We start from the raw sequence: 24,846 nt of genomic DNA, 5'->3' as shown, positions 1-24,846 counted from the left end.
CGGACCGGCCCGCGGACCCGCCTTGCCACCCCCGCGCCGAACCCCGGCTTCACGGCGCGCGGCGAGCGGAATCCGCATCTTGCCAACCTTATCCGCATGCTGATGCCCACATGGGCGGTTCGGCGATGCCGGTTTCTCGATGCCGACTTGTTTGCATCTTTGCGCGAAAATGCTTGGACTTCCCGCACAAACGGCTGAATCATGAATATATGTCCATTGTGGAGGAGGTCCGTTTCCCCGCCGCGGAAGCCCTGCCCATGCGGCTGTGGCTTGACGACGGCGACTCGCCGATCGATGTCATCGACGCGCTGGCCCTGTCCCCGTTCGCCAACGGGAACCAGCCCTACGCGCGTTCCGCCAGCCTGGAGCGGGTGCGTTCCGACGCGGCGCTGATGCCCGCCCAGGCCCGACTGACCCGCTCCGCGCGCGAGCAGGACGGCCGCGAATCGCGCCTGGCGTGCGGGGACGGCTGGACGCTCCGGGCCGTCCGGTACAGCAACCGCGCCGCCATGGTCACCGTGACGGCCGTCAGCGACGAGCTCGCCCGCTCGGTGCTGGAGGAGGCCACCAAGGACGCGGCCGAGCCGATGCCGCAGGACAGCGGCCACGTCGACATGGGGTTCTGGTGGACGGGCGCCCACGGGCCCCGCCGCACCGAGCGCCCCATCAGCGCCCCGCTGTGGCCGGCGATCCAGGCGAACTATTCCAAGGCGGCGCGCACGGGACTGGAGGGCCTGATGCGTGTGACACCGTCCGAGGTGGACGGGCGGCTGATCCTGTTGCACGGGCCGCCGGGCACGGGCAAGACCACCGCGCTGCGGGCCGTGGCCCGCGAATGGGCCGAATGGTGCCAGGTCGACTGCGTGCTCGACCCCGAGCGGCTGTTCGCCGAGCCCGGCTACCTGATGGAGGTCGCCGTCGGGTACGACTCCGACGACGACGGCCACCGCTGGCGCCTGCTGGTGCTGGAGGACTGCGACGAGCTCATCCGCGCCGAGGCGAAGGAGGCCACGGGGCAGGGGCTGTCGCGCCTGCTGAACCTCACCGACGGGCTGCTCGGGCAGGGCAGGGACGTGCTGGTGGCGGTGACCACCAACGAGGAGCTGTCCCGGCTGCATCCGGCGGTCGTACGCCCGGGCCGCTGCCTGGCGCAGGTCGAGGCGGGCCGCCTGCCGTACGACGAGGCCGTCCAGTGGCTGGGCTCCACCGAGGGGGTCGGCCGGGCGGGGGCGTCGCTGGCGGAGCTGTTCGCGCTGCGTTCCGGACGGGCCTCCTCCGTCCCCGCGGCGCCCGCGGAGACGACCGGCCTCTACCTCTGACGGCCCCTCCGCCCCGATCGCGGGGCCCGATCCGCTACCTCGGCACCGGTCCGGCTTCGGCCGCCCTCCGCGCGGCCGCCGCCGGGCCGGTCCGGGTCAGCAGGGCCGGCTCGGTGCGGGGCAGCCCCCGCCCGGCGGCCGGGACGGGGTCCGGCTCCGCCGCCTCGTTCCCCCAGAACGGGCCGGAAAGGCCCAGCTCCTGGAACAGCGCGCGGGCCTCGTCCGGGGTGCGCCTGCGGTACTCGCGGGTGAGGCGGCCGGCGTACCACCGGGTGGCCAGCAGCCACAGCGTGCGCATGCCGAGGATCACCCCGCGCGGGTTGCGGGTCTCGCGCAGCCACCGCCCGACGTGCTCCTCGGAGCAGAACAGCGACTGGTGCGCGCAAGCGTACACCACGTCGTCCCACATGCGCGGGATCGGTACCAGGAAGTGGGCCACCAGGTCGGCGGACGGCGGCTCGTCCGGGCAGACGTCCAGCGCCAGGGCCCGGCCGCAGCCGGGGCAGTGGGTGGCGACCAGGCACGGCTCGCCGACCAGCGCGGGGATCGCGAACGAGTCCCAGGCGCAGCCGCCCCACCACTTGACCCGCGGGCCGGCCACGACGAACCCCAGCGGCGCCGCCGACCAGGGGTGGGCCATGACGATCCGCCGCCTGTCGCCGTCCAGCACGAGCAGGTGGGCGTCGTGGAGCGCGCGGAGCGCCTCGATCGCATCGGGCGTCCCGATGCCGAGCTCGGCGGCGACCTCCTGGGCCGCGGCGGCTCGCCCCGCTCGGCGAAGCGCCGGTAGACGAGGACCCGCACGTCTGCGAGATCGTGCATGAAACTGACGATACCCATCCTGACCTGGGTCGATACCGGCAGTCCCGCGGGCACGCCGCGGCCGGGCCCGCCCGCGCGGGCTGGGCGGCGATACGTAAACCATCCGATGTGCCCGATGATCCCCGAAACCACAATCGGCAAGGTGGTCACCCCATCGCCCGCCGGACTCAGCCGCGTAACCCTCCACCGGTGGACCGCCGTGGTCCCCTCGGAGAGCGGCGTGACCGGCTACCTCGACCCGTTCGGCGGCGAGACCACCACCTGGCCGTACGCGCGGTGGACCTCCGAGGAGCGCGAGATCGGCTTCCCCGCCACCGAGCTGGTGCCCTCCTGGACGGCGGCGGCGCCCAAGGGCTCGTGGCTGCGCGTCGAGCTGCGGGCGCGCACGGTGACCGGCGGGCTGACCAAGTGGTACGACATGGGCCGCTGGGCTGAGGGCGCCGACGACATCCACCGCACCTCGCTGCCCGGCCAGGGCGACGAGGACGGCGACGTCGCGGTCGACACCTTCGTCGCGGCCCGTCCCGTCATCGCCTACCGGCTGCGGATCACCCTGTACGGCGCGGGCGCGCGGGTGCGCGCGGCCGGGGTGATGGCCTCGGCGCCGCCCCCGCGGGCCGGGGTGCCGGTCAGCGCGCCCGGCGAGGCCCGCGGCGCCGAGCTGGACGTGCCGCCGCGCTCGCAGTGGCTCCACGCCGGCCACTACCCCGAGTGGGGCGGCGGCGGGGACTCCTGGTGCAGCCCCGCCTCGGTGACCATGGTGCTGCGGTACTGGGGGGCCGGGCCGGACCCGGGCGAGCTGGCCTTCGTCGACCCCGCCGACCCGTGCCCGGCCGTGGACCACGCCGCCCGCGACATGTACGACCACAGCTACCAGGGCACGGGGAACTGGCCGTTCGCGGTGGCGTACGCCGGGCGGTACGGGATGGACGGGTTCGTCACCCGGCTGCGCTCGCTGGCCGAACTGGAACGCTTCATCCGCGCCGGCGTCCCGGTGATCACCTCGCAGTCGTTCAAGGATCGCGAACTGCCCGGGGCGGGGTACTCCACGGGCGGCCACCTGATGGTGGTCACCGGGTTCACCCCCGAAGGCGACGTGATCGCCAACGATCCGGCGGCGCCGTCCGACGACACGGTCAAGAGAACCTATCCGCGGGCCGCGTTCGAGCACGTCTGGTTACGCGCGGCCGGTAGCGGGGGAATCGTCCATGTCATCCACCCGCTTGATGTCCCGCTTCCGTTTCCGTTCGCATCCTCAGAGGGCACCTGGTGATCGAGTCTCCCATCACTGCAGCCGACGTCGCACGCGTGGACGACCGCCCGTTCTGGGCCGACATCGTGCCCGCCCCGGGCGGGGAGGAGGTCTGGTGGGACGAGCCGCGCCCGGCCGAGGGCGGGCGCCGGTGCGTGGTGCGGCGCACCCCGGACGGGCGGGTGAGCGACGTGCTGCCGCCGGGCTGGAACGCGCGCAACCGGGTGATCGAGTACGGCGGCCGGTCCTGGCGGGCGCTGCCCGGGGGCGGGCTGGTGTTCACGCACTGGGACGACCAGCGGCTGTACCGCCTCGACCCCGGCGGGGAGCCCGTGCCGCTCACTCCGAAGGGGCCGTCGCGGTACGCGGACCTGATCGTCCCCGGTGACCCCGCCGACGAGGTGTGGTGCGTGCGCGAGACCGAGGACCGGCGCGACCTCGTGGCGGTGCCGCTCGGCGGCGGCCCGGTCCGGGTGGTCGCGACGGCGCAGCACTTCCTGTTCAACCCCCGCGTGTCCCCGAACGGGCGGCAGGTCGCCTGGATCGGCTACGACCACCCCAACATGCCCTGGGACGGCACCTTCCTGTGCGTGGCCCCCCTGCGCGACGACGGTACCGCCGGGGCGTACCGCGTCGTCGCGGGCGGGCCCGAGGAGGCCGTGGCGCAGTTCGAGTGGCGCGACGACGACGCGCTGTACGCGGTCACCGACCCGACCGGCTGGTGGAACATCCACCTGGTGCCGGTGGACGGCGGCGAGCCGCGCAACCTCACCCCCATCCCGCAGGAGTTCGGCGACGCGGCCTGGAAGCTCGGCTACCGCTGGTTCGCCCTCGCCGGGGACAGGATCGTCGCCGCGTACGGCACGGCCGACGGCAAGCGGCTCGGGGTGCTCGACCCCGAGACCGGGGAGATGAGGGACGTCGCGGAGGAGTACACCTACTGGGCGCCCACCATCTCGGCCTCGCCGGACGGCGCGCGTGTGGTGGGCGTGGCGGCGACGCCGTACAAGCCGTTCGAGGTGGTCCGGGTGGACCTGGCGAGCGGGGCGTGCGAGGTGCTGTCCCCCGCCAAGGAGCTTCCCGGCCCCGAGGTGCTGCCCGTGCCGCTGCCCATGGAGTTCGGCGGCGTGCACGCGCACGTCTACCCGCCGCGGGGCGCGCGGGACGGCGTCCCCTCCCCGTATGTGATGTTCGTGCACGGCGGGCCGACCGGCGTCAGCCCGCTGGTGTTCGACCTGGAGATCGCCTACTTCACCAGCAGGGGCATCGGCGTCGCCGACGTCAACTACGGCGGCTCGACCGGGTACGGCCGGGAGTACCGGGAGCGGCTGCGCCACAACTGGGGCATCGTGGACGTCCGCGACAGCGAGACCGTCGCCCGGGGGCTGATCGAGGCCGGGCTCGCCGACCCCGAGCGCGTCGCCATCCGCGGGGGCAGCGCGGGCGGCTGGACGTCGGTCGCCGCGCTCGTGCACAGCGACGTGTTCCGCGGCTGCGTCGCCCACTACGCGATCACCGACCCCGAGGGGTGGGCGCGGGAGACCCACGACTTCGAGTCCCGGTACCTGGACGGCCTGATCGGCCCGCTGCCCGAGACCCGGCAGCGCTACCTGGACCGCTCCCCCACCCTGCACGCCCACCAGGCGTCCGGGCCCGCGCTTATGATGCATGGCCTGGAGGACGCCATCGTCGACCCCGGGCAGGCCGAGCGGTTCGTCGCCGCGTTGGATGCGCACGGCGGCCGGTGGGCGTACCTGACGTTCCCCGGGGAACAGCACGGCTGGAGACGAGAGGAAACCATCGTCGCGGCGCTTGAGGCCGAGCTCGCGTTCTACGGGCTCATCTTCGGCTTCCCCACCCCCGAGGTGCCGCCGTTGACGTTGAAAGGACCAAAGTGAAAGAGGTAGCGAGCATCTGCTCGGACCTGCTCAAGATGGACACGACCAACGACGGCACGCCGGACGGCTCGGGAGAGCGCGTGGCGGCCGAGTACGTCGCGGGGCTGCTCTCGGAGGCGGGCGTCGAGCCCGTCGTCTTCGAGTCGGCGCCCCGCCGCACGAGCGTGGTGGCCCGCGTCCCGGGGGACGACCCCGAGGCGCTGCTCGTCCACGGCCATCTGGACGTCGTCCCCGCCGACCCGTCCGAGTGGAGGCTGCACCCTTTCTCGGGTGAGGTCGAGGACGGGTGCGTCAACGGGCGCGGCGCGGTGGACATGAAGGGCACGCTGTCCATGACGCTGGCGCTGGTGCGCGAATGGGCGCGCACCGGGCGGCGGCCGAAGCGGGACATCGTGCTGGCGTTCCTCGCCGACGAGGAGGCCACCGGCGAGTACGGCGCGGGCTACGCCGTGACCCGCCACCGCGACCTGTTCGAGGGCTGCACCGAGGCCATCAGCGAGTCCGGCGGCTTCAGCGTCCAGGCCGGCTCCGGCGACGCCCGCGTCTACCCCGTCGCGGTGGGCGAGCGGGGCACCGCGTGGATGAAGGTGACGGCGCACGGCGTGGCCGGGCACGGGTCCAAGCCGCCGGTGGACAACCCGGTCGCCGAGCTGTGCCGGGCGCTGGCGCGGCTGGCCGACCACCGCTGGCCCGTACGGCTGACGCCCGCCGTGGCCGAGCTCATCGACAGGCTCGGCCGGGCGCTCGGGACGACGATCGACCTGGACCGGCTGGACGAGGAGGTCGAGCGGCTCGGCAGGGCGGGCACGCTGTTCAAGGGCGTGATCCGCAACTCGGCCAACCCGACGATGCTGGATGCCGGGTACAAGGTCAACGTCATCCCCGGCACGGCCGAGGGCCACGTGGACGGGCGGTTCCTGCCGGGCTTCCGGGACGAGTTCCTGGAGACGGTGGACAAGCTGCTCGGGCCGAAGATCACCCGCGAGTTCGTCAGCTTCGACGACGGTGTGGCCTCGCCGACGTCGGGACTGTTCGACGAGCTGTGCGCGGCCCTGCTCGCCGAGGACCCGACCGGCCGCCCGGTTCCGTACGTCATGACCGGGGGCACCGACGCCAAGTCCTTCGCCAAGATCGGCATCCGGGGGTACGGCTTCGCGCCGCTGCTGCTGGACCCCACGCTGGACTACTTCGGGATGTTCCACGGCGTGGACGAGCGCGTCCCGGTGGCCGGCCTGGAGTTCGGCGTCCGCGTCCTGGACCGGCTGCTGACCTCGCCGGCCGCCTGAGTTTCGAGGGCTTTCACCAATGGGGGTAGGAGCACTGGCGCGCCTACCCCCATTGGAGGTATAAGTATGAGGTAACCCTGTGATAACCCCATGCCCGGGAGAGGTTCCCTCATGCCGAAGATCAACGTGTACCTGCCCGACGAGCTGGCGGAGGCCGTCAAGGACGCCGGGGTCCCGGTGTCCGCGATCTGCCAGCGGGCCCTGGAACAGGCCGTGCGCCGGGTCACCGCCATCCGGCAGACCGCCCTCGGTGAGCTGTCGGCCGACGACCTGACCGAACGGCTGCCGCTGTTCACCGCGCGCACCCGGGCCGTGATCAAGCTGGCCATCGACCGGGCGCGGGCCGCCGGGTCGCCGAACGTCGGCACCGGGGACCTGCTCGCCGGCATGGTCGCCGAGGGGACCAACCTGGCGCTGCACGTGCTGCGAGCCGTCGAGATCGAGCCCGCGGACATCCTGCGCGACCTGGAACGGCACACCGAGGCCGAGGCGGGCTCCGGCATCGGCACTCGCTCCGGCACTGGCACCGGCACCGGCTCCGGCTCCGGCTCCGGCTCCGGCTCCGGCTCCGGCTCCGGGGAGAGCGCACCACAGCACTTCAGCACGCCCGCGGCGGGTGCGCTGGAGCTGGCGGTGACCGAGGCCACCTCGCTCGGGCACAACTACGTGGGCTGCGAGCACCTGCTGCTCGGACTGGTCACCGAACCGGACGGCGCCGCCGGGCAGGTGCTCCGGGCCCTCGGCGCCGAGCCCCGGCTGACGCGCCGCGCCGTGTCGGCGGCCCTGGCCGGGTACGTCCACCTGCGCGCCCAGTCCGCCGCCGCGGACCCCGCGCGGGCGCTGGCCGCGGCGGTCCGGGAGCAGATCCAGCCGCTGGTCGCGCGCATCGAACGGCTGGAGCGCGACCTCGGCGCGGCACGCGGGTGAGGCCGCCGGCCCCTGACGCGACCGCCGCCTCGCGACCGGCGGGAGCACGGCGAGCCCGCCCCCTCCGGGTCGCGCTCGCGACGGCGGCCGTCGCGGCCTTCTGGCTGCTGGTCCTGCTGCCGCTCGTCACCCGCGGGGCTTGAGCACCGCGTCGATGATGTAGAGGGTCGCGTTGCGGGTCTGGACGTTGCCGCAGAGGACGCCGGCGCCGTCGGCCTTGTAGGTGTCGCCGGAGACGCTCGTGGTCACCCTGCTGCCCTCCAGCGTGGTGAAGCCGCCGCTCTTGAAGTCGGCGGGCGACTTGCGTCCCTCGACGATGTGGTAGCCGAGCAGCCTGGCCAGCGCCCGCTTGTCCCCGACGATCTTGTCGAGCTGGTCCTTGGGGATCTTCGCGAAGGCCTCGTTGGTCGGCGCGAAGACCGTGATGTCCTTGGCCGAGTTCGCGGCGTCCTCCAGCCCGGCCTTCCTCACGGCGGCGACCAGCGTGGACAGCTCCGGAATGTGCGAGACGGCGGTGGCCAGCGGCTCTTTCGCGACCTCGGAGAGACTGCCGGGGCCGGACTTCGGCAACGACCCGCATCCGGACCCCACCGGCGAGGGCGACGGGGCGGCGTGCGCGGCGGCGCCGGAGGTGAGAACCGTGAACGACAGGGCGGCCACTGCCGGAAGGGCGGAAAGTCGGATTCGCATGCCGGTCCCCTTTGCGTCGGCGACCCTCTCAATTATCGCCGAGCGCCCGCCCCCGGCGCCCATGCCAGGGAAGACCTGCGACAAACGTCCCCCATCGCCGCCTGCCCGGACGGAATGCGCGGGCAGGCAGGGGGAGATCCTTATCCGGCCTCAGTGGCAGTGCTCGGCCGGGGCGCCGGTCTCGTAGGTGTCGTGGTGCGGGAACTCGTTGACGTACCGCTGCCGGCCGAGCGGCGTCAGGTCCAGGTAGTTGTACGTCGTCAGCAGCAGGTCCGGCCCGCGCCCGTACGTCGAGTACGTGTGGAAGACGCGGTTGCCGTCGCGCAGGAAGACGCTCAGCCCGTGGGCGTCCTGGCCCTTGCCGACGAAGAAGCCGATGCCCTTGGACTCCAGCGTCGCCTTGTCCATGTAGTTGTACTGGGAGGGCGCGACGATGTCCTCGTCCGCGGTGACGTGGAAGTCGTAGTTGAAGTCGTTGTCGTGCGAGGAGTAGAACGGCAGCGTCCACCCCATGCGCTGCCGGAACCGCTCGATGTTCGCGATCGGGGCGCGGGAGACCAGCGCCAGCGTGGTGTCGGCGCTGTTCAGGTGCCGGATGTCACCCACGTTGTCGACCAGGAACGAGCAGCTCGTGCAGCCGACGTCGCTGTCGTGCATCCACATGAAGTGGTAGGTCATGAGCTGGCGGCGCCCCTCGAACATGTCGATGAGGCGGGCCTTGCCGTCGGGGCCCTCGAACACGTAGTCCTTGTCGACCTCGACCATGGGCAGCGCGCGCCGCTGGGCGGTGACCGCGTCACGCGCGCGGGTCGCCTCCTTCTCTTTCGCCAGCAGCTCCTTGCGAGCGGCCAGCCACTCGTCGCGCGACACGATCGACGGTGTTTCCACCGGTCCTCCTTGTGATCCGAAGCGAACGGCCCCCGGCGTCATACCGACGTACGTCATGCTCGCGTACCCGCGCGCGGACTGCCAAACGACCCCAGAAAGCGCGCCGGGCGCTCTGGGGTTGACGAATCCCGGGTTTATCCGGTAGCCGAACTCGGCCGTCGTCGCGAATTAATCACCCGCATTCCTGCCGCGTTTCCGATATCCACGGCCGCCATGCCATTCGACGCTTTCCCCTCATTCACCGGCCCCTTGGACCCGGTTCAGACCCGGTTCGCCGGCACGACGAATCGCGGCGCTCGATCCCGCCGCCGACCGCGGCATCGGGTGGCTGCGCACGGCCGAGGAGCAGGGGGTCAGCGCCGAGCTGCTGACCCCGTTCAGGACCCTCATGGAGCGCCGCCTGGCCGGCGGCCAGGGCGGCGAGGGCACCACCGGCGTGATCGACCTGCTCCTCCGCCGAGGCGCCCCGCCGCTTTCCGGCCCGCGCCGGTCAGCCCTTGGGTGTGAGGACCGAGTCGATCAGGTAGAGGTTGGCGTTGCGGGTCGGGATGTCGCCGCAGAGGACCTTGGCGCCCTCGACCTTGATCTTGCCGCCGGACCCCTTGGTGGTGAGCTTGCCGCCTTCCAGCGTCGTGAAGTTGCCCTTCTTGAGGTCCGCAGGCGTCTTACGCCCCTGGACGACGTGGTAGGTGAGGATCTTGGTCAGCGCGGCCTTGTCCTTCTCGAGCTTGTTGAGCTTCCGCTTGCCGAGCTTGTCGAACGCCTCGTTGGTCGGCGCGAACACGGTGATGTCCTTGGCCGAGTTCAGCTTGCTCGTCAGCCCGGCCGCCACGAGGGCCGAATGGAACGTCGACAGGTCCGGCAGGTGCGCCGCCGCCGTGTCGACCCGGAGCCTCCCGAGGTCGGCGAGGCTCCCCCGTCCCGACGAGGGCAGCGATTTGCACGCCGGCCCCACCGGCGCGGCCATCGCCCCTCGGACGGACGAGAGCCGAGACGCCTGCACGGAGTCGGGGGTGACCAGGCCCCCGACGGACGCCGGTGCGACCGGTCCCCAGGCGGATGTCGGCGTGAGCGTGCCTCGGTCGTACCGGGGCGAAAGGTCCTGGACGGAGCCGCGCGCCGCCGTGGTGACGGTCGCCAGCGACAGAGCCGCCACGATCGGGAGGGCGAGAAGACGAGTGCGCATATGCCTGTCCCCCTGTTCCACGCGATTCTCGCGCTTGAGGGCGGCCGTCAGGCAGGGGTCGGCACACGGCCGACCGGCCGCAGGAAAGTGCCGCCCGGCGCTCGCGGACGACGGTGCCGCCCGGTGCTCGCGGACGACGGCCACGATCTCACCGTCGCACGACCAGGCGGTCCCGGACGCTCCTCCGCGAACGGAGCCCCGGCCCGCGGGCGACCCTTCAATTATCGCCGCGCGGCCGCCCCCGCCCCCCATGCCAAGCACCACAACCCCCCAAACCTCCCCCATCACCACCCCCTCCCCCTAGCCAAACCTCCTCCCAGGCACAGACACCCACAAGAAACCCCACGAACCCCCCGGTGGATGACAGGGCCGAGTGGAGGCGTGGGGGCGGGCGTCTTCACACCCGTGGTGGAGGCGATCTCCGCGCGGGTGTCAGGAGACCGCGCCGGCCGGTGGGGGCGGGTCGGAAGGATCAGGTACGTTCGCCCTGCCCGAACCCGGTATCGGACACCAGGTGGAGTTGAGTATCTGCGCCGTTCAGCCGCCCGGAGCTCGCTTGATAGGACGTTAAGGGAGCGGAAGGGGATGTCCGGCCATGGCAGAGGGCGGCACCGAGGAACCCCGCGCGACCCCGGGAACACGGCGGGTGGCGTGGTGGACGTGGATGGCGGGCGGGTCGGCGGTCGCGCGGATACGGCGGGCGGCCGAGCGGACGCCCGCGCGGCGTGATCGCTACGTCGACCTCGTCCGGGCCCTCGCGATCACGGCCGTCGTCACCGGTCACTGGCTGGTCGTCTCGATCACCCACGGCCCCGGAGGGTTCTCCGGGCGCGCCGTGCTGGAGACCGTACCCTGGACGCGCCCGCTGACGTGGGTGTTCCAGGTCATGCCCCTGTTCTTCCTGGTCGGCGGGTACGCCAACGCCGCGTCCCTGAGGTCCCACCTGCGGCGCGGCGGCGCCCCGGCCGCCTGGGTGCTCGGCAGGACGGCCCGGCTCACCGGCCCCACCACCATGCTGCTGTGCGCGCTCGCGGCGGTGGCACTGGCGGCGCGGCTCGCGGGCGTCGGCCCGTCCCTGATCGGCCTCGCGGTGTGGCTGGCCACGATCCCGCTGTGGTTCCTGGTCGTCTACATCGCCGTGGTCGTGCTCACCCCTCCCATGTACGCGCTGCACCGGCGCGCGGGCCTGGCCGTCCCGGTCGTCCTCGCGGCGCTCGTCGGCGTATGCGACCTGGCGCGGCTCGGCCTCGACGTCCCGTACGTGGGCCAGGCGAACTATCTGCTGGCGTGGCTGGCCGTCCACCAGCTCGGCTTCGCCTGGCAGGACGGGCGCCTGCCCGCCAGGCCCCGGGTCGCCGTGCCGCTGGCGGTGCTCGGCCTGGGCGCCCTGGCCGCGCTGACGGTGGCCGGGCCCTACCCGGTCAGCATGGTCGGATTCCCCGGCGAAGCGGTACAGAACACCGCGCCGCCCACCCTCGCCCTGCTCGCCCTCGCGACCGCGCAGACGGGGGTCGCGTTGTGGCTGCGGGACGCGGGGAACCGGTGGCTGCGGCGGCCAGGCCCGTGGACGGCGGTGGTCGGGGTGAACTCGGTCATCATGACACTGTTCCTCTGGCACATGACCGCCCTGATCATCGGCGCCCTGGCCCTGTACGGGACGGACGTGATGCCCCAGCCGGCCGCGGGGTCGCTCGCCTGGGTGCTGCTCCGGATCCCCTGGCTGCTGTGCCTGGGCGTGATCCTTGCGGCGCTGGTCGCGGTGTTCGGCCGCGCCGAGCGACGCGTGGAACCACCCGCCACCGCCTCCCCCGGCATGCGGAGGCCGGTTACCGCACCCGGCACGCGGGGACCGGTTACCGCCGCCTCCCCGGGCACGCGGGGGCCGGTTGCCACCGCTTCACGTGGCGCGCGGGGGTCGGTGACCGCCGCGCTGACCGTCCTCGGTGCGGCCGCCGTGGTCGCCGCCCTTCTCGCCATCGCCATGGCCGGGCCCGCCTATCACGGGCCGACCGGCCTGCCCCCGGCCGCCCTCGCCGTGTACCTGGCGGGCGCGTCCCTGCTGGCCCTGCTCCGGCGCCGCCACCGGGCCCGCCGACCCGAGACGGCCGATTCGTCCTCGTAAGCCCCGAGCCGCCTCTCACCACCCTCGACCACGACGGCCGGCGCATCCACCTCCGGCAACTGTCCTGACGCCGGGCCGCCACCGGGCCGTCACATGGTCCGCGTGACGGGCAGGGACGCGGAGCGTCGCGGGTCAGAGCCGGATGCGCGACCGCAGCCGGGCCAGAGCCGCGTCGGTCCACGACTCGGCCGCGAGTGCCGCCGGGCGGCCGGGGGCCATCGTCCCGAGCTGCATCCGCGCCGGAGGACGCCCGGCCCGCAAGCCGAGGACCGGGCCGTGTCAGCGGAAGCCGTAGGAGCCGACCTCGCGCAGGACGGTCATCGCGGGAGGCTCCTCGCACCGCTCGTCCAGCGTGGCGCGGTAGCGCTGGAAAGCCTCCAGGCCCCGGAGCACCTCGGGGCCGTCGTCCATCTCGGCGAAGGACACGAAGGTCACCTCGTCGTCGAGCTGGAAGCTCGCATACCGCAGACCGGCCGGCCCGAGTGTGCGCATCTCCTCGTACACCTCGCGGAGCAATTCCACATTGCGCTCCACCTGCTCCGGCTTGATCTTGCAACTGATCATCACCTGCATCGACGTCTCCTCACGTTCGATGGCGGCCGACGCGACGCCCCGTCCCGTGCGGTGCGGGATCATGCCGCCCGATTTCGCATGACAGCTTGTATTTCAAAATACGCTCTGTCAAGCGAAGGCTAGGATGATGGGCATGGCCACCCGGAAGTACGAGCAGCGCCTGCGGGCCGAGACCGCGCAGGAGACCCGGCGCCGCATTCTGGACGCGGTCTACGAGCGACTACGCGAGGCGCCTTCGGAATCGGTCAGCATCGACCGCATCGCGCGCATGGCGCGGGTCGCGCGCCCCACCGTCTACCTGGTCTTCGGCTCGCGCGCCGGGCTGTTCGACGCGGTCGGCGCGGATCTGCTGGAGCGCGGCGGTTTCGACCGCATGCTCCAGGCGTCCGCCCATTCCGACGCCCGCCAGGGCCTGCGCGGCGGCATCCGGGGAATCGTCGAGATGTACGCGGCCCATCGGGACGTGCTGCGCGTGCTGGCGTCGATGGCGCTGCTCGACGCGGCCGCGGTCGGCGGCGCGGTGCGGCGGATGGAGCAGGGGCGCGCGGCCGGAATGGCCCACCTGGCGCGGCGCCTGGCCGAGCAGGAGGCGCTGCGCCCGGACGTCACCCTTGAGCAGGCCACCGATGTGCTGTGGCTGCTGACCGGTTTCGACAGCTTCGACCTGCTGTACACCGGCCGCAGCCTGCCCATCGAAGAGACCGCGACGACACTGATCACGACCGCCGAACGCGGCCTGTGCCGCTGAACGTCCCGCCTGCCTGGACGGTGGAACTTTCACCGGCGGCCATGGTCGCCGGAACGCCCGGAACGACCGTCCGTCACGGCTGAACTGGACCCTCCTCACAAAGGCCGCTTCGGGGCTCGTCCTCATGGCCAACGACGGCATCACCGCCGATTCCACCAAGGCGGCGACGGCCGCCTCGTCGCCTACCTCCTCCAGTCCTCCGAACCCCTCGTGGCCACCCCGTGCCACCCCGCCCCCTCCCCTGCATGGCATGGCACTCCCCGGGGAGAAAGTGCCGACGGCGCGTCCATTAAATACTTATATGACAAACCGAAATTGCGAAATCGCGGAACCACGCAGGAAGTCCTGGAACACCATCTTGCTCACCTCGGGTTCTCACTCCTGACATTCCCAGTTAGGCGGAATCACGCAGGAGATCCTGGAATCTCCACCTTGCTCACCTCTGATTCTCACTCCTGACATTTCCAGTTAGTTGGCGAAAAGCGGAAGCCAACTGATGATGCCAGTGGTGTCGCGACGCCCCCGCCCCTGCTCAGGGGCAGACCGACGAATGCTCCCCACCCCCAGAGGATCGAGGATTCATGTCCACCGAAATTCACGAAAAGAAGAGCCGATTCCGCGGCATGGCCAAGCGCGTCGCCGCCGTCGCGGCCGTGTTCGCCTCCGCGAGCGTCTTCACGCTCCCGGCGTCGGCGGCGCTCCCCGACTTCGCTGACGGCAAGTTCAACTTCGTCATGACAGGCGTCGGGTCGGACACGACCTACTTCGCCATGCAGGACATGGACGACCTGTTCAACGAGTCGCCGGGCTGCAACCTGATCGTCCCGCCGGCGCTGCCGCAGTTCACCTGCGGTCCCGACACGGCCACCACCGTGCTGACGGAGAACTACGACCACGAGGTCGCCGCCGAGATGTTCCCGCAGGGCTCCTCGGCCGGTCTGCGCGTGCTGTGCCAGGAGAACGACGGCCTGGCGGGCACCGGGGTCTACGCCTATGCCCGTTCCTCCTCGGCGCCGGCCAGCGCTCCCAGCGAGTGCAAGAACGACCCCAACGACAAGCTGCGCTACGTCGGCTGGGCCAAGGACGCCGTGACCATCCCGCGGTGGACCGGCGGCCCCTCTAACGGCGTGGGCAACCTGACGCTGGACCAGCTCAAGCAGATCTTCCTCGGCACTCCCCCCGCCGGCAGCCCCCCCGGGACCATCGGCACCTGCAACCACAACTGGAACGAGTTCGGCGGCGGCAACGCGGCCATCCGCGTGAACGGCATCCAGACCAGCTCCGGCACCTACTCGACGTGGCAGGGCTTCCTCGGCGGCGACCCGAACACCTGTGTCGCGGCCACCGGCGGCCAGGTCCTGTTCGAGAACAACTGCACCCCGATCAACACCCTGCCCGCCGTCGACCGTCAGCGCTCGATCTGGGCCCTGTCCTTCGGCAAGTACACCACCGGTGAGGCCAACTGCACCACCGCCGCCGCCCCCACCGCGCTGATCAGCGTGAACAGCGTGGCTCCGACCGCCACCACCATCCAGAACGGCACCTACCAGTTCAACCGCACCCTGTTCAACGCCTACCGCCGCAGCGGCCCGGCGTGGATCCAGGGCTACGTGGGCGAGGCCGGCTGGATCTGCAAGCCGAACGCCCTGCACAGCAGGCCGGTCGGCGACCCGAACCCGGGCCAGGACAACGCCAACGTCGACCGTAACTGGGGCGTGGCGATCGACCAGGTCATCACCTCCAACGGCTTCGTGAAGGTCAACCCGTCCGGCAACAAGTGCGTCACGTTCGACGTGAACTGACGTAGTCACCGTTTAGGCACCCTCAACAGCGGCACCCATTCCGGGCCGGGCTCCCAGCGAGCCCGGCCCGGTTCTGCCGTCTTGACGCTCTCGTTACGGCTCCGCCCCTGACCGGCTCAACGGCTTCATGCGGGAGCTGGGCATGGGGCTGGACAAGCCGGAGGCCACGTGGGACGCCGCCTGGGACGACAACTACTACACCGCCGTGCCAAGGGGCTTCGCCCTGGCGGCGAAGGTCACCGGGGTGCCGTTCACGCCGGACATGCTCGGCCGCCCGATGCTCGTAGGACCCATCGTGGATCCGTGAGCGGGCTGTTCGCCTTCGCCCCGGGATCGGTCCCCCGCCCGTGCGGTGAGCGCCGGTTCCTCCTGCGCCGCCACCGGCGCCGCGGAGCCGAGGCCCGCGGTAAGCGCCGACACCGCGATGAAAACGGCCAGAACGTATTTCTTCTGACTGCCATGGAAGGCAGCTCACCAAGCGGATACCGGGGCGGGTGACAGCGAATGCTGTGATATGCGGGTGACGACAGGAATGCCACGTTTTGGCAGGACCAAACCGGTTGCGCGGTGCGCATGGCCCGATACATGCTGGTGAATATGACTCCATTCCGATCCGTGGTCGCCTTCGCGGGGCAGGACGTCACCGCCTTCTGAATCGGCCTGGTCAGCAAGGTCTTCGCCGACCATATTCCCGGGAGCGCCGAGTATGACCACGGGGGGCGAGCGGGAGCTGGTGACCTCGACAAGGTCATGTCCGAAATCGAGCCGGATCCGTTGCCCACGGACAAGGGCGGGTCAGGGCTCGATGACGACCTTGCCGAGGGCACCGGGTTCATTAGTCTGCCGGCGTCGATGTAGCCGGCCCCGACAGCCGGAGACGGCATCCGACGGATCCAGGGCAGGGATTGGGCTACCGTGGAGCTGAACACGTGTTCGAGCCATCGAGGCGGAACCGGCCGCCGTCCACATGACCAGATTGAGAGCCGCGCCGTGAACAGCGACGCCGTCGTCCCTTCCCCGCGAGCCCCGCAACGGCCCATGCGCCTGATCGTGACGGGAGGCGGGACGGGGGGCCACACCTACCCCGCGCTCACCGCGGTCCGCACGCTCCAGGCCCGGCTGGCGGCCACCGGCGGGAAGCTGGAGGTTCTGTGGATCGGGACGGCGGCCGGTCTAGAAGCCCGTGTCGCGGCCGCCGAGGGCATTCCGTTCGCCGAGGTCGCCACCGGCAAGATCCGCCGTTCCAGCAATCCCCTCGGCCTGCTGTCACCGGCCAACATCGCCGACATGGGCCGCGTCCCCCTCGGCGTCGCCCAAGCCCGCTCGCTCGTCGCCGACTACCGGCCCGATGTGGTGCTGGCGACCGGCGGCTACGTCGCCATCCCGGTGGGTCTAGGGGCCGCGCTGTGCCGCCGTCCTTTGGTGGTGCACGAGCAGACCGTACGGCTCGGCCTGGCCAACCGTGTGCTCGCGCGGGTCGCGGCCCGGGTCGCGGTATCGTCGGCGTCGACCGTGCCGCTCCTGCCCGAGTCGGTTCAGGCGGCCACCGTTGTCACCGGCAACCCGATCCGGCCCGAGATCCTGCACGGCTCCCCGGACAAGGCGGTACAGGCGCTCGGGCTGTACGGCTTCGACCCGGCGTTGCCCACGGTGTACGTCACCGGCGGGTCGCAGGGCTCGCTGCAGATCAACAACCTGGTGAGCGGCATCCTGCCATGGCTGCTGTCCCGGGCGAACGTCGTCCACCAATGTGGCCTTGCCAACGAGGAAGAAATGCGCGGCCGCGCCACCGCGCTCCCGGCCGCTCTGGCGGCCAGGTACCTGCTCACCGGCTACGTCGGACCCGAACTCCCCGACGTCCTCGCCTTGGCCGACGTGGTGATCTCTCGCAGCGGCGCCGGGACGATCGCGGAGCTGACTGCGCTCGGTAAGCCCGCGGTGTTCGTTCCCCTGGCTTCCTCCGCCGGTGACGAGCAGGCGCACAACGCGCGGTACCTGGTCGAGGCGGGCGCGGCGACGGCCCTGCTTGACGAGGTGTCCGCTGCGGCATTGCAGGACGCCGCGGCCCCGCTACTGGCCGACCCCCGCCGACGCGCCGCCATGGCCGACCGTGCCCGGGCGCAGGGCCGTCCCGACGCGGCCGAAAGACTCGCCGACGTCGTCCTGTCCGCCGCGCGCCGCTAGAACACGCCCCTCGGTCCCCTGATCGCGCAGCGTCGGCGTTGCGGCACCCGGCCTGTTCCCGGGTGAAGTCGTTGAGCGGCCAGCCGGAGTTCGCCTGGCGCGGAATAGAGGAGAGCCCTCGTTCATGGCGAGGGCTCTCCTCTTACGGCTGGTCACGGTGTGCGGCGGGCCGAAGGGCCGACCTAGATGCCTAGCCCTCCGGCCTTGACTGCGTTCACGAACGTCGACCACTCGCCCGGAGAGACGACGAGTACCGGTCCCGCGAGGTTCTTGCTGTCCCTGACTCCGACCACTTCTCGAAGATTCGACGCCACCTCAACGCAGTTGCCTCCGGTGTTGCCGCTGCGCGAGCTCTTCACCCATGCGGCCTTGGAGAGGTCCAGATTCAGGTCTCTTGCTTCCGCTGCCATTGGTCTCTTACTTCCTTAATCATTTGGAGGGATGGACCAGGGCGGTACGCCTCTGCTCGTATCCTGTCATATTGCCCCCAGACCGCGGCCACAAGTTCATGCGCGGCGGATACCTCACCTGTCCCCGCAGACTCTATGGACACGGCCGTCGGCGCGTCCGGCAATTCCGCGATCGTGAAGCTCGACAACAACCCGTCCGTACACGGACTGTCGAAAGGGACGATCTGAACTCTCACGGCGGAGCGGTCGGCGATGTCCACCAGGTAGTCGAGCTGTTCGGCCATCACCGCCGCGCCTCCGATGGGACGGTTGAGGACCGACTCCTCGATCAGAACCCACAATTCCGGCGGATTGTCGCGTTCGAGAATCAGCTTGCGCCGCATGCGGGTCGTCACCCGCTCCTGGATCTCCACCTCTGGGGCCGCGCGGCCACCTCGGAAGACGGCTCGCGCGTAGCTCTCGGTCTGAAGCAGGCCGGGAATGAGCAGCGGATCCCAGCTGCGCAGGATGCGGGCGCGGGGTTCGATCTCGTCGGCCCACTCGATGAACCAGCCAGGACCGCTGGACGGAGAAGTGACCGAGCGGCAGAGGCGGCGGAAGAGGTCACCCGTTCCGAACACTTCATCACACCGGGCCGCCAGGTCTGGCTTAGGAGTCCTGTCGCCGATCTCGATGTGTGCCACCAGCGACGACGAGCACCCCAGGCGTTTACCGAGCGCGACCTGAGTCAGATCCACCTCTTTGCGGGCACGGGCCAGTTCCCTGCCGAATCGCTGGAGCGGCGTTAGTCGGGGATCAAACGTATTCGCCATGTTCGTCCATGTTCATCTCGTCCCTTTCACTGACGGCCACTGACAGATTTATGACAATCCACCCCCAACAGTGGAGCTATTTGTGGCCCTATTGTCCAGCGATACCGCCCTTACTTCAAGCCACTCACAGGCACTCTAGAAGCGCAGGGGCGCTGCACACATGTCCACCTGACACAAAATGGACACCCCTGCCAGCGCGCTCGCCAATTACTGACAGCCGGGAGGCAATCTGTGAGCGGAACCAAATATGAAACGACATGAATCCGGCCATATGCATCCAGAAGAACGGGAAGAGATGGTCACGGCCAAGAAAGGAAGCCCTCGGACTACAGGGGAACAGCGGTTCTACCACCTCGTCCGGCTGGCCTGGGCTCTGAACAGGCGGGGGCTGCGGGCGGTGGTGGATCTTCCCCTTAAGAGCGAGCCGGTGCTGGTGGTACCTCGGGAAGGCGGGGCGCTGCGGGTCATGGCGTTCTCGCACAAGGGGGCCTGGGTTTACACCTGGGGCAGGGGTCAGGGGCAGCGGGTCCAGGCGTCGGACGACGCGGCGGACCGTATCTGGGAGGTCGCGCAGTGACGACGCTCGAACTCCTCGGGAAGGCCGACCTTCTCGGAACCCCCGGCTCGATCATGCTCGCGCGGATGTACGTGCGCGAGGTCCTGCTGAGGGCCGGGCATCCGGCTGTGGACGACATCGTGCTCCTCGCGGCCGAGCTCGTCGGGAACGCGATCAAGCACGCACGGTCGGGCAGCAGGCCCGGCGGCGTGGTCAACCTGATGGTGTACGCGGACGCCTGGACGGTACGGGTCGAGGTCGCCGACGAGGGCTCGTCCGACACGATCCCGCAGATCCCCGCCCAGACCGACCCCATGAGCGAGAGCGGCCGAGGCCTGTGGCTGGTCCGCGAACTGTCATCGTCCTGGGGCTGGCAGCAGAACGACACGGGCCACACCGTCTGGTTCGAGGTCCCCACGCCGAGCACTCCACCGGGAGACTCCGCCGGCAAGGCACGGGGCGGTACATGAGCCCGTACGTCGGCTAGCCGCGTACATCGGCCCCTGTGGCAGGCGCAGGGGTCGCGGACGGGGAGTCCGAGGGGTCTCCCTCGGGGCCGTAGGCCCTGGAAAACACAGTTCGAGCCCTGGCGAGGCCCATTTCCGGGAGGCGGCGACCAGTTCGTCTCATTCCGTGAGCCGTAGTCGGGTCGTGGGGGGGCGTTCGGCTCGTCAGTAGTGGGAACGAGTAAACGCCGGCGGGTGCGACGCCGGTCGCACGCCAGGATCCTCTGCGAGAAGGGCGAAAGGCGGATTCGCGATCCTTAGCCTTCGGGACATGGCAAAAGGCAGGCGGCGGTGGCCGCGTATCGTCCTCCGGTTCGTGTTGGCGCTCGCGCTGGTGGCGGCGGCGGGTTTCGGATACGAGACGATCGCACGATCCGGGGACGATGAGCGCCGGCCGCCGCCGGGACGGCTGATCGCGGTCGAGGGCCACCGCATGCATTTGTACTGCTCGGGACGGGGCGGGCCGACCGTCGTGCTGGAGGCGGGGCTCGGAGAGTCGAGCGCGAGCTGGGCCGGAATTCAACCTCGGCTAGCCCGGCACGGCCGGGTGTGCAGCTACGATCGGGCCGGCTACGCGTGGAGCGAGGACGGCCCGGCGCCGCGCACCGCCGGGCGCGCCGCACGGGAACTGCACGCGCTGCTCGCGGCGGCCGGGGAGGCCGGGCCGTACGTCCTGGTCGGGCACTCCTACGGCGGAGCGGTCGTGCGCCTGTTCGCCGCCGACCGGCCCAGGGAGACGGCCGGGCTGGTGCTCGTGGACGTCATGGACGAGACCGGCACCGCCGAGCTTGGCGCGGCCAAGCCCTTCCTCGCCGTGCAGTTCACGCTCTACCAAGCCGCCGCGCGCCTCGGCCTGGTCAGGCTGCTCGGCGATGCCCTCACGCCGTCGGGAGCGCCGGAGCCTGCCCGCAGGGCCGCCCCGATCGTCTACGGCGCGGGCACCATGGCGACCGCCCGCGCCGAAGGCCTGGCGTCTCTCGACAGCGCGGCCGAAGTGCGGGCGACCGTGCGCCCCGGGGCGTGGCGTGACATGCCGGTGGTCGTGATCGCCGCCGCCGGGCAGTCGGATCAGGTGCTGGGCCACTACCGCGACCTGGCCGCCCTCTCCACGCGGGGCCGGCTGGTGGTGGCGAACTCGCCCGAACACTACGTGCAGTACGCCGAGCCACGCCTGGTACTGGACTCGATCCAGGGGGTCGTCACAGCGGCACGACGAACCAAGTAGGTATATCCGCGGTGGACGCCCCGGCCCAAGCCCGGCACGAACGGTGACCAATCCGCCACCGGCTGCCTGGACGCCGTGCCGAGACCGGTAGGGCAGGGGATTGTGGTGTATCGGGTGCGCGGGTGCGTCCCCTGACTAAAACTCTTTGCGTGGCGGGCCCCGAGTGCCTAGCGTTGTGGCTCTCTATGTGCGCGGAGAATTTGCCCTGTCTGCGGCTTTGAGTCAAAAGATCGGAGGTGCGGAGCGGAATGACTTGTCACCTCCACGCACTCTGCCTCGATGCGAACGACCCGCTCCGTCTCGCGCGCTTCTGGGCCGGCGTCCTGGGCTGGGAGATGGCCGACAACCCCGAAGACGGCATCGCGCTCCTGCCGAGCGATGACACCGGGTTCCGGATCCGGTTTCTTCCGACTCAGGAGCAGAAGACCGGCCAGAACCAGATGCACTTCGATCTGACGAGCACGTCCCTCGAGGACCAGCAGCAGACGGTGGCGAAGGCGCTCGGACTCGGCGCCCGGCACATCGACATCGGTCAACGCCCGGAGGAGGGTCATGTCGTGCTCGCGGACCCCGAAGGCAACGAGTTCTGCGTCATCGAGCCGGGCAACAAATTCCTCGCCGACTGCGGATTCATCGGAGCGCTCGCGTGCGACGGTTCGCAGGAGGTCGGGTACTTCTGGAGCGAAGCGCTGGGCTGGCCGTTGGTCTGGGATCAGAACCAAGAGACCGCGATTCGCTCGCCGCACGGCGGTCCGAAGATCACCTGGGGCGGTCCGCCGCTGATGCCGAAGACCGGCAAGTACCGGCTGCATTTCGACCTCACTCCACCCGCCCACGGTGATCAGCAAGCGGAGGTCGACCGTCTCGTCTCCCTGGGGGCGACTCGCGTCGACATCGGCCAGGGCGAGGTCGGCTGGGTGGTGATGGCCGATCCCGATGGCCATGAGTTCTGTGTGCTGCCCCCGCGATAGCACGACCAGAGGCCGGGTAGCCCGTGACACGCACGAGCGCTCCGGGGAACGGCTCAGTCACGTTCGGGCTTGGGGGGCGAGCTGACGCAGCTCGACGCGACGTGGGGCGAGTTCATCGCGAACCGGTTCCAGGGCCTGGGAAGCCAGGCCTGACCCTTCCCGTCCTCTTCTCCCGTCACGCCACACGGCGCACCCTGCGCGGGGCCGGCGCGGGCACCCGGGATCCAGGACACCCGGATCGAGCCGCGCCGGGTTCCGCTCACACCGTGATGACGACCTTGCCCGCCGCATGGCCTTTCTCCTGATAGGCGACGGCCGTGGGGATGTCCTCGAAACCGTAGGTGCGGTCGATGACGGGGGTGATGTCGCCGTTCTCGATGAGGTCGGTGAGCGTTGTCAGGTTCTGCTTGATGGTCGTGCACCTGACGACGTCCGCGAGGACCGCCCGGCGGGACATGAGCGGCGACAGGGCGATCACGCCGAACATGTGGCCGACGGGCTGGAACCAGCGGCCGGCAGGGCCGCCGACCAGGACGTGCCTTCCCTCGCGGGTCAGCGCGCGGCGGCACGCCCACACCGGGTGGCCGCCCGCGATGTCCAGCAGGACGTCGTAGCGCCGCCCGTCGCGGGTGAAGTCGCTCGTCCGGTAGTCGATGACGTCCTTCGCGCCGAGCGAGCGGACCAACTCCAGGTTGCGCGGGCCGCACACGCCGGTGACCTCGGCGCCGAACGCCTTGGCGATCTGCACGGCGAACGTGCCCACGCCGCCTGAAGCCCCGTTGACCAGGACCTTCTGCCCCGGCTCGACGTGTCCCCCGTCGCGCAGGCCGATCAGGGCGGTGCCGGCCGCCAGCGGCACCGCCGCCGCCTGCTCGAACGAGAGGTTCTCGGGCTTGCGGGCCAGCTCGGCCTCCCGTACGCATACGTACTCGGCGAAACCGCCCTGCTTGGGCATCGCGAACACCTCGTCGCCGGGGCGGAACCCGGTCACGTACTTCCCGACCGCCACGACCTCCCCCGCCACGTCGGCGCCCAGGATCCTGATCTTCGGCCCGCGCAGCCCGGGCCCGCCGCCCATGAGGCGCGCGACGTACGGCTGCCCGCGCATGAGATGCCAGTCGTAGGGCTGGACGGAGGTCGCGCGCACCCGGACCAGCACCTCGTCCCCGCCGGGCGCGGGCGTGGCGACATCGGTGAGTTCGAGCGCGGCCGGTGAACCGTACGCGCGTAAGACGAAAGCCTTCATCGGGGTTCTCCTCGTCCACGAGGTGGGGATGAGGTGAAGTGTCCCGAAGACCCGTGCGCGGGACCACGGCCGGAAGTACGACACCGTGGTCGGCCTATGGGCCGGCCGCGCCGCGCCTTACCCGGCCGGCACGGGGACGGGCGACACGGCGTCCAGCCGGCCGGTGGCGGGGACCGTCCCGGTGCGGATGAACGCCGTCTGCAGCGCGATCACGCAGGACGCCGCGTTCCCGCCGCTCAGGGATGTGCCCGCTGTTGGGCACGACGACAATCCGCGAATGCCTCAAGTCAGCGCCCAGCGCCTGCACACCGCCATCGGCTGCGTCCCGCCCAACGAGTACGAAGCCGACTACTACACTGACACCAACCCCACCAGGCTGCTACAGCCAGGTGATCAGCCTCCATCAAAGTCGGCGCGCTTCACTCCTGGATTAATGGCCCAAGTCAACGAAAATGTATCCTCGTGTCTAATCAGCTGTTGGTGTACCGGCTTCGTCCAACTCGAAGGCAACTGTTCTGGGAACTGGTGACACCCCCTGTCGCCCTGCTTGCCGTTACCGGCCTGATCAGGCTGTTCGGTGTGCCGCTAGACACGAGCATCGCGATCCCGCTTAGCCTGGCCTACATCTCACCGTCGATGCTGCGTATCGCAGCACGTCGCCATGCGGCCCACCTCGCCGAACTCCACGAGGGGCATTTCGTCGTATCGGTCCGCGACAAGACATACGAAATCCCAGCCGGGACTCTGCGCTCCGTCCGGCTCAAGCGATTGACCCTTATGGCCGTGTTCGAGGGACCGGAGGGCAGCTTCCTCGTCGATTCATACTACGTGCAACTCGTCGAGCCGAAGGACCTGGGCAATGGCCCTCTCGGGACGGCTCGGCCATCACACGGTTTCATCGATCTAACTCGCAGACTGTGGGACCTTAACCGCGGCTTGAGTCCCGCCAACCGCCTAACCGACAAGACCCTTCGGCGTTACGGAGCGGAACTTGTCGAATTGAGCCCATAGAAATCACGGGCGGCGCTCCGCCCGCTCGGCGGCCGGACATGCGCCCTGGGGACCGGTCCCGGCCGCCGGTAACTCGGGCCGCTGTCATATCACGCGGCCCCACCTTGCCCGACGAGACGACTCGACTACCGCCCGTCGGTCGCTTCCGCATTCCGTCGAGCCTCGCGCTCCGCTGTCAGACGCTCATGCAGACTCGGCTCCCGTCGCCCCTCATGTCTGATCGCCAGCCGGACCGCCCAGTAAATGAGGAGGAAGAACACCACTCCAGGAACGCCCCAGATCACCAACACACTCAGGGCCTCAGCTGGGCTGACAAACATCTGATCCTCCATATGGGGGAGGACAAGTGTGCCCCAATCTGTCATTCAACGTCTACCAACCGCTCTGGCCAGGCATTCCTGCAGAGCTGAGC

General features: G+C 70.4%; 22 protein-coding genes and 1 pseudogene. 15 read left to right on the top strand and 8 right to left on the bottom strand.

Annotated elements, in window-relative coordinates:
- The first annotated feature begins 209 nt into the window (after positions 1-209).
- Positions 210-1,319 (top strand): DUF5925 domain-containing protein, encoded by a 1,110-nt coding sequence (locus tag AB0H21_RS10820; RefSeq protein ID WP_358514432.1) that lies wholly within the window; start codon positions 210-212, stop codon positions 1,317-1,319.
- Positions 1,320-1,353: 34 nt separating this feature from the next.
- On the opposite strand, the gene merB is transcribed toward AB0H21_RS10820, so the two are convergent.
- Positions 1,354-1,989 (bottom strand): organomercurial lyase, encoded by a 636-nt coding sequence (gene merB / locus AB0H21_RS10815; RefSeq protein WP_358514430.1) that lies wholly within the window; start codon positions 1,987-1,989, stop codon positions 1,354-1,356.
- Positions 1,990-2,256: 267 nt separating this feature from the next.
- Between merB and AB0H21_RS10810 the strand changes: the two genes are divergently transcribed.
- From AB0H21_RS10810 to AB0H21_RS10795, 4 genes are all read left to right on the top strand, one after another.
- On the top strand, positions 2,257-3,414 hold the full coding sequence (locus AB0H21_RS10810) for a C39 family peptidase (RefSeq protein WP_358514428.1): 1,158 nt from the start codon (positions 2,257-2,259) through the stop codon (positions 3,412-3,414).
- Complete coding sequence (locus tag AB0H21_RS10805; RefSeq protein WP_358514426.1) at positions 3,411-5,291, top strand: prolyl oligopeptidase family serine peptidase; 1,881 nt, start codon at positions 3,411-3,413, stop codon at positions 5,289-5,291. The genes AB0H21_RS10810 and AB0H21_RS10805 overlap by 4 nt, the downstream gene beginning before the upstream one ends.
- Positions 5,288-6,577 carry a M20/M25/M40 family metallo-hydrolase gene (locus AB0H21_RS10800; RefSeq protein WP_358514424.1) on the top strand — a complete coding sequence of 430 codons (1,290 nt, stop codon included), beginning with the start codon at positions 5,288-5,290 and terminating at the stop codon, positions 6,575-6,577. The genes AB0H21_RS10805 and AB0H21_RS10800 overlap by 4 nt, the downstream gene beginning before the upstream one ends.
- 111 nt (positions 6,578-6,688) lie before the next feature.
- Positions 6,689-7,504 (top strand): Clp protease N-terminal domain-containing protein, encoded by an 816-nt coding sequence (locus AB0H21_RS10795; protein ID WP_358514422.1) that lies wholly within the window; start codon positions 6,689-6,691, stop codon positions 7,502-7,504.
- A 126-nt stretch (positions 7,505-7,630) separates the two neighbouring features.
- On the opposite strand, the gene AB0H21_RS10790 is transcribed toward AB0H21_RS10795, so the two are convergent.
- The 3 genes from AB0H21_RS10790 to AB0H21_RS10780 form a co-directional block, all read right to left on the bottom strand.
- Entirely contained in the window at positions 7,631-8,194 is a 564-nt protein-coding gene (locus AB0H21_RS10790; RefSeq protein WP_358514420.1) for a fasciclin domain-containing protein, read from the bottom strand.
- Positions 8,195-8,344: 150 nt separating this feature from the next.
- A complete protein-coding gene (locus AB0H21_RS10785) occupies positions 8,345-9,082 on the bottom strand; it encodes a DUF899 domain-containing protein (protein ID WP_358514418.1) in 738 nt (245 codons plus the stop codon).
- Positions 9,083-9,572: 490 nt separating this feature from the next.
- Entirely contained in the window at positions 9,573-10,268 is a 696-nt protein-coding gene (locus AB0H21_RS10780) for a fasciclin domain-containing protein (protein ID WP_358514416.1), read from the bottom strand.
- A 595-nt stretch (positions 10,269-10,863) separates the two neighbouring features.
- Between AB0H21_RS10780 and AB0H21_RS10775 the strand changes: the two genes are divergently transcribed.
- Positions 10,864-12,390: an acyltransferase gene (locus tag AB0H21_RS10775; RefSeq protein WP_358514414.1), complete on the top strand. Its 1,527-nt coding sequence runs from the start codon at positions 10,864-10,866 to the stop codon at positions 12,388-12,390.
- Positions 12,391-12,669: 279 nt separating this feature from the next.
- On the opposite strand, the gene AB0H21_RS10770 is transcribed toward AB0H21_RS10775, so the two are convergent.
- Complete coding sequence (locus AB0H21_RS10770; protein ID WP_358514412.1) at positions 12,670-12,963, bottom strand: hypothetical protein; 294 nt, start codon at positions 12,961-12,963, stop codon at positions 12,670-12,672.
- A 133-nt stretch (positions 12,964-13,096) separates the two neighbouring features.
- Here AB0H21_RS10770 and AB0H21_RS10765 point away from each other — a divergent pair, with 133 nt between their 5' ends.
- From AB0H21_RS10765 to AB0H21_RS10750, 4 genes and pseudogenes are all read left to right on the top strand, one after another.
- Complete coding sequence (locus AB0H21_RS10765) at positions 13,097-13,711, top strand: TetR/AcrR family transcriptional regulator (RefSeq protein ID WP_358514410.1); 615 nt, start codon at positions 13,097-13,099, stop codon at positions 13,709-13,711.
- Positions 13,712-14,292: 581 nt separating this feature from the next.
- A complete protein-coding gene (locus AB0H21_RS10760; protein ID WP_358514408.1) occupies positions 14,293-15,513 on the top strand; it encodes a substrate-binding domain-containing protein in 1,221 nt (406 codons plus the stop codon).
- Positions 15,514-15,613: 100 nt separating this feature from the next.
- Positions 15,614-15,820 (top strand): annotated as a pseudogene (locus AB0H21_RS10755) (DUF6461 domain-containing protein); the annotation flags it as partial.
- Between the two features lie 731 nt (positions 15,821-16,551).
- The gene (locus AB0H21_RS10750) at positions 16,552-17,697 is read left to right on the top strand and encodes a UDP-N-acetylglucosamine--N-acetylmuramyl-(pentapeptide) pyrophosphoryl-undecaprenol N-acetylglucosamine transferase (protein ID WP_358515401.1); all 1,146 of its coding nucleotides are present in this window, start codon (positions 16,552-16,554) and stop codon (positions 17,695-17,697) included.
- A gap of 182 nt (positions 17,698-17,879) precedes the next feature.
- Here AB0H21_RS10750 and AB0H21_RS10745 read toward each other — a convergent pair whose 3' ends face one another.
- Both AB0H21_RS10745 and AB0H21_RS10740 read right to left on the bottom strand, forming a co-directional pair.
- Positions 17,880-18,107 carry a DUF397 domain-containing protein gene (locus AB0H21_RS10745; protein ID WP_358514406.1) on the bottom strand — a complete coding sequence of 76 codons (228 nt, stop codon included), beginning with the start codon at positions 18,105-18,107 and terminating at the stop codon, positions 17,880-17,882.
- The gene (locus AB0H21_RS10740; RefSeq protein WP_358514404.1) at positions 18,083-18,919 is read right to left on the bottom strand and encodes a helix-turn-helix transcriptional regulator; all 837 of its coding nucleotides are present in this window, start codon (positions 18,917-18,919) and stop codon (positions 18,083-18,085) included. The genes AB0H21_RS10745 and AB0H21_RS10740 overlap by 25 nt, the downstream gene beginning before the upstream one ends.
- Positions 18,920-19,166: 247 nt before the next feature.
- Between AB0H21_RS10740 and AB0H21_RS10735 the strand changes: the two genes are divergently transcribed.
- The 4 genes from AB0H21_RS10735 to AB0H21_RS10720 all read left to right on the top strand — a co-directional run bounded on the left by AB0H21_RS10735 (position 19,167) and on the right by AB0H21_RS10720 (position 22,177).
- Positions 19,167-19,496 carry a hypothetical protein gene (locus AB0H21_RS10735; RefSeq protein WP_358514402.1) on the top strand — a complete coding sequence of 110 codons (330 nt, stop codon included), beginning with the start codon at positions 19,167-19,169 and terminating at the stop codon, positions 19,494-19,496.
- Positions 19,493-19,945, top strand: coding sequence for an ATP-binding protein (locus AB0H21_RS10730; RefSeq protein ID WP_358514400.1), 453 nt, complete (start codon positions 19,493-19,495; stop codon positions 19,943-19,945). The genes AB0H21_RS10735 and AB0H21_RS10730 overlap by 4 nt, the downstream gene beginning before the upstream one ends.
- A gap of 307 nt (positions 19,946-20,252) precedes the next feature.
- Positions 20,253-21,206 (top strand): alpha/beta fold hydrolase, encoded by a 954-nt coding sequence (locus AB0H21_RS10725; RefSeq protein ID WP_358514398.1) that lies wholly within the window; start codon positions 20,253-20,255, stop codon positions 21,204-21,206.
- Positions 21,207-21,454: 248 nt separating this feature from the next.
- Positions 21,455-22,177 (top strand): VOC family protein, encoded by a 723-nt coding sequence (locus AB0H21_RS10720; RefSeq protein ID WP_358515398.1) that lies wholly within the window; start codon positions 21,455-21,457, stop codon positions 22,175-22,177.
- Between the two features lie 259 nt (positions 22,178-22,436).
- On the opposite strand, the gene AB0H21_RS10715 is transcribed toward AB0H21_RS10720, so the two are convergent.
- Entirely contained in the window at positions 22,437-23,423 is a 987-nt protein-coding gene (locus AB0H21_RS10715; RefSeq protein WP_358514396.1) for an NAD(P)-dependent alcohol dehydrogenase, read from the bottom strand.
- Positions 23,424-23,885: 462 nt separating this feature from the next.
- On the opposite strand from AB0H21_RS10715, the gene AB0H21_RS10710 reads away from it, so the two are divergent.
- Positions 23,886-24,434, top strand: coding sequence for a hypothetical protein (locus AB0H21_RS10710; protein ID WP_358514394.1), 549 nt, complete (start codon positions 23,886-23,888; stop codon positions 24,432-24,434).
- The last annotated feature ends 412 nt before the right edge of the window (positions 24,435-24,846 follow it).

Origin of the sequence: Sphaerisporangium sp. NPDC051011, from assembly GCF_040653595.1 — a bacterium.
Classification (GTDB): domain Bacteria; phylum Actinomycetota; class Actinomycetes; order Streptosporangiales; family Streptosporangiaceae; genus Sphaerisporangium.
This window is presented reverse-complemented; position numbering and strand designations above follow the sequence as displayed.